We start from the raw sequence: 4563 nt of genomic DNA on the forward strand, positions 1-4563 counted from the left end.
CCCGGCGTGGCCGGCGCGGGGCCGTCGTCGCCCGGCTCTCGGGCCCCGGCGCGCGCCGCCTCAATGGCGAAGGGCTGGCGCAGGAAGTCGCCGGTGCGCGTGTCGACGGTGTTCATCCACTGCTCGGCGGTCATCAGCCCGTCGCCGCCCTCCCGGGGCGCCTCGATCCGGGTCTCGGCGCCGCGGTTCTCCTCGTTGTCGAAGACCACCTCGTCGGCGCCGATGCCGGCCTCCTCGCCGGTGTCGGACTGCTCGCGCGCTTCCTCGACGTAGTCGACGATCTCCCTGGCCACGGCGAGATTGCCGGCAGCGCCCGGATAATCCGGGTCGCGTGCGAGCACGGTCTCGAAGGACCGGACCCCGTCGCGGTAGGCGCGGGACTTGATCTGCGCCATGCCCTGGATGAAGGCCGCCTGCGCCGTCTCCACCCGGTCGAGCACCTCGACCGCCGCCGCGTACTGGCCGTCGCGGTAGAGCGCGTAGCCGCGCCAGAGCGGGTCGACGAAAAGCTCCGCCGCCCGGCCGAAATCGCGTTCGCGATAGGCGAGGCGGCCCTGCTGGTCGGGCGTCAGGAACCAGTCGGCGATGCCATCGGCGCGGGCGGGCGCGCCCGCAGGCAGCGCGAACGCCAGCGCCAGCACCGCGGCCCAGCGCATGGTCCAGCCGCGGCGGAACCAGAGCAGCGTCAGCAGCGCCGCCGGCCAGGCGAGCCAGTGGCCTTGGTCGAGCCAGGGCTGGTCGGCGTTCTCGAGCAGCGCCTGGCGATAGGCCGCGTTCAGCATGCCGTCGATGCGGCGGATGTCGGCGTCGTCCGGGGTGACGGCCACCACCGGGACCGCGTCGAGCGCATCGAACCCGCGGTCGCGGACACCCTCGGGCAGCATCGCGAGCACGGCGACCGCCGCGTCGCTGGCGTCCAGCGCGGCGGCATCGGCCGGGTCGAGCCCGTCGGCGACGAAGAGCACGCCGCCCGGCGCATCCTCCTGCGCGAGCAGCGCCTCCGCGAGCGCCAGCGCCTCGACGGCGCGCGCACCCTCGCGCGGCATGATGTCGGGGGTCAGCCCCTCGAGATAGGGCGTCATCACATTCGGATCCTCGGTCATCGGCACGACGCCGTGGGCGCTGCCGGCATAGGCGACGAGCGCGGTGCGGGCGCCGGCGCGAAGCTCGAGCAGATCGCGGATCTTCTGCTTGCCCCGTTCCAGCCGCGCGGGGGCGACGTCGCTCGCCTCCATCGAGGCCGTGACCTCCAGCACCACCACGACCGGTGCCGATTGCGCCACGAAGGGATCGGGCATGCGCGACCAGGTCGGGCCGGCCGCGCCCAGCGCGAGGCAGGCGAGCCCCAGCGCGACTCCGCCGATCGGCATGGGCCGACGCCCGCCCGCCGCGCCGACGGTCAGCGCCGCACGCAGGTGCGGCGCGATGCCGTCGGTCGGCAGGTCGCGGCGGCTGCCGGTGCGGCGCACGATCCACCAGAGCCCGGCGACGACCGGCAAGAGCAGGAGCCAGAGCGGCCGGATGAAATGGAAGGCGTCGAGCGCCACCGCGAAGGAATTCATGCCGCGGTCCTCCGCCGGTCCCGGAGCGCGAGGAAACCCGTTGCCCCGGTGCCGATCAGCGCGGCGAGCGCGAGCGGGATCCAGGCGAGCGACTGCCGCGGGCGGTAGGAGAGCGTCTCGACCTCGCGCGGCGCGAGCGCGTCGATGCGGGCATAGACCTCGCGCAGCCCCGCCTCGTCATCGGCGAAGAAGAACGCGCCCCCGGTCCGCGCGGCGACGTCGCGCAGCGTCGCGAGATCGACCCGGTCCTCGCCGCTCGCCTCGGGATCGCCGACGCCGATGGTGAAGATCGCGACATCCGCGCCCCGGGCGATCTCGGCGGCATTGACCGGGCTCATGCGGCTGGCGGTGTCGTTGCCGTCGGTCAGCAGGATCAGCAGGCGCTGCTCGATGTCGCTCGCCTCGAAGGTTCGGATCGCGAGGCCGATGGCATCGCCGAGCGCGGTATGCGGGCCCGCCATGCCAACCTCGGTGCGGCCGAGAAGCTCCAGGATGGTGCCGAGATCCTCGGTGAGCGGCGCCTGGACATAGGCCCGGGTGCCGAAGACGATCAGCGCCATGCGGTCGCCCTCGCGGCCCTCGACGAAGGCGCGCACCACGTCGCGCACCCCTTCGAGCCGCTGCTTGCGCGTACCGTCCGGCGCCGCGAAGTCGCGGGCGTCCATCGAGCCGGAGATGTCGATGGCGAGCACCACGTCGCGCGCCGCCTTGGTGATCTCGACCGGCTCGCCGACCCGCTCGGGCTGGGCGAGCGCGAGCACGCAGAGGATCCAGGCGGCGAGCGCGGCGGCCATCTGCAGCCGCGTGCGCGACAGCACCACCGCGCCGGGCCCGGGCTCGGAACCGGCGGTATCGACGATGTGGCGGAAAAAGGGGAAGCGCAGCGCCGGCACCCGTTCGCGGTGCGGCGGCACCAGCCAGAGCACGAGGAGCGGCAAGGGCAGGAGCAGGAGCGCCCAGGGGGCGGCGAGCGAGATCACGGTCGCGCCTCGACCCGGTGCCGCCTTACCCAAAGCGCGGCGGCCTCCCCCAGGCCCGGCACCGGCACGGCATCGTCGCGGTAGGGCGCCACGGCGAGCGCCGCGCCCGGCCCCCCGGCGAACCCGCCGCCTCCGGTCGCGTCGAGGAAGGCGAGCCAGTCGCGCCCGGTCAGGCTCGCGACCCTTTCGCGCGGCCAGGCGGCCAGCGCGGTGCGGCGGAGAATACCGGCGATGGCGACGGGATCGTCGCCGGCGGCGGCGAGCTCGGCCAGCGCCGCCCGCCGGTAGGCGTTGGCGCGCCAGCGCCGCCACGCCCGCCAGGCGAGCCACGCGAGCGCCAGCGCCAGGAGTACCGCGAGCACGGCCCATCCCCAGGTCTGCGGCGTCATCGTTACCGGCGGCGGCTCGGCCGGCTCGACGAGCTCATGCAGCAGGTCGATCAGGGTCGTCGGGGCGGGGGCGCCGTCCTCGTTCATCGCGCGCCGAGCCCCATCAGCCGCCGCATCTGCGGCAGCGTCGCTTCGGCGGCCGAGAGCGGCAGCACAGGCACCCCGAAGCGCCGCTGCCAGTCGAGGATCGCCGCCAGCCGGCCGCTCGCCATGTCCCGCAGGCTCCGATGCGCGGCCCGGTCGCCGGTGTCGATCTCGGCCTGGAGCTCGCCGTCGGAGACGACCAGCCGTAGCCCCTCCGGCAGATCCTCGCCGAAGGGGTCGCTGACAAGGCCGAGCACCAGGTCGTTGCCGCGCGAGATGCCGGCAACCAGCCGCTCGGTCTCGGCGTCGACCACGTCGAAGTCGCTCAAGACGATCACCAGGTGGTTCCGCGGCGCGATCCGCGCGACCGCGCGCAGCACGTTCTTCAGCGGCATCGGATCGACGGCCGGAGCATCGGCGCGAAGCAACCCGTTCGCGTCGGCGAGCGCGGTGAGAAACCGGTCGAGCGCCACCCGGCTCCGCTGCGGCCGGATCTCGGCGATCTCCGCGTCGCCGAAGACGATGCCGCCGACCCGGTCGCCCTGGTCGAGGATCCGGAACGCCGCGAGCGCCGCGGCCTCGGCGGCGGTCACCGCCTTCATGTTGAGCTTAGAGCCGAAGAACATCGACATGCGCTGGTCGACGACGATCAGTGACGGCCGGTCGCGCTCCTCGGTCATCACCCGCACATAGGGCTCGCCGGTGCGCGCCGTCACCTTCCAGTCGATGGCGCGCACGTCGTCGCCCGGCAGGTAGCCACGCAGCTCCTCGAAGTTCAGCCCGCGCCCGCGCAGCCGCGACGCGTGCCGCCCGTTCAGCACCGAGCGCGCCGGCTGCCGCGGCAGGAAGGTCAGGCGCCGCGCCCGGCCCTCGAGCGCCCGCAGATGCGCCAGATCGACGCTGACGCGCGGGTCGAGCCCACCCGCCGGCGCCGCCGCCGGTTGCGTGCCAGTGCGTATCCGCGCGGCATCGTCGCGCATTCCGCCTCCTCAGGGCAGCGCCACCTGCCGGATCATCTCCTCGACGACGCGGTCGGGGCTCACGCCCTCGCCCTGCGCCTCGTAGGTGAGCTTCAGCCGGTGGCGGAAGACCTCCGGCGCGATGGCGCGGACGTCCTCGGGGTCGACATAGTCCCGCCCCGCGAGCCAGGCATGGGTGCGCCCGCATCGGTCGAGCGCGAGCGACGCCCGCGGGCTCGCGCCGATCTCGATCCAGCGCTTCAGGTCGTCGCCGAACTCCGCCGGGACCCGGGTCGCGTTCACGAGATCCGCCATGTAGCGCTCCATCGCCTCGGCGACATGGACCGCGCCGATCTCGCGCCGCGCCGCGAAGACCGCCTCCTGCGGGATCGCCGCGCGCGCCTCGGGCTTGGCACCGCCTTCGTCGGCCGCCTCGTTCGCGGCGATCTCCTCGCCCCGGACGAGCTTGATCACCTCCACCTCGTCTTCGACCGGCGGGTAGGTGATGAGCACATGCATCAGGAACCGGTCCATCTGCGCCTCGGGCAGGGGATAGGTGCCCTCCTGCTCGATCGGGTTCTGGGTCGCC

General features: G+C 73.9%; 5 protein-coding genes. All 5 read right to left on the minus strand.

Translation table 11 applies throughout. The annotated features are described in order from the left end of the window. The coding region (locus V7050_RS18340; RefSeq protein ID WP_324410978.1) for a VWA domain-containing protein at nt 1-1562 on the minus strand (1562 nt) is incomplete at its 3' end. Next, nucleotides 1559-2542 carry a VWA domain-containing protein gene (locus tag V7050_RS18345; RefSeq protein ID WP_324370524.1) on the minus strand — a complete coding sequence of 328 codons (984 nt, stop codon included), beginning with the start codon at nt 2540-2542 and terminating at the stop codon, nt 1559-1561. The genes V7050_RS18340 and V7050_RS18345, both read right to left, overlap by 4 nt. Continuing rightward, on the minus strand, nt 2539-3018 hold the full coding sequence (locus V7050_RS18350) for a DUF4381 domain-containing protein (protein ID WP_324370523.1): 480 nt from the start codon (nt 3016-3018) through the stop codon (nt 2539-2541). Before V7050_RS18350 ends, V7050_RS18345 begins: the two co-directional genes overlap by 4 nt. Continuing rightward, complete coding sequence (locus V7050_RS18355) at nt 3015-3995, minus strand: DUF58 domain-containing protein (RefSeq protein WP_324370521.1); 981 nt, start codon at nt 3993-3995, stop codon at nt 3015-3017. Before V7050_RS18355 ends, V7050_RS18350 begins: the two co-directional genes overlap by 4 nt. A 9-nt stretch (nt 3996-4004) precedes the next feature. Beyond that, nucleotides 4005-4563: AAA family ATPase (locus tag V7050_RS18360; RefSeq protein ID WP_324370519.1), on the minus strand; the 559-nt coding region annotated here is incomplete at its 5' end.

This window comes from Amaricoccus sp. (assembly GCF_036846665.1).
Taxonomy (GTDB): Bacteria; Pseudomonadota; Alphaproteobacteria; order Rhodobacterales; family Rhodobacteraceae; genus Amaricoccus.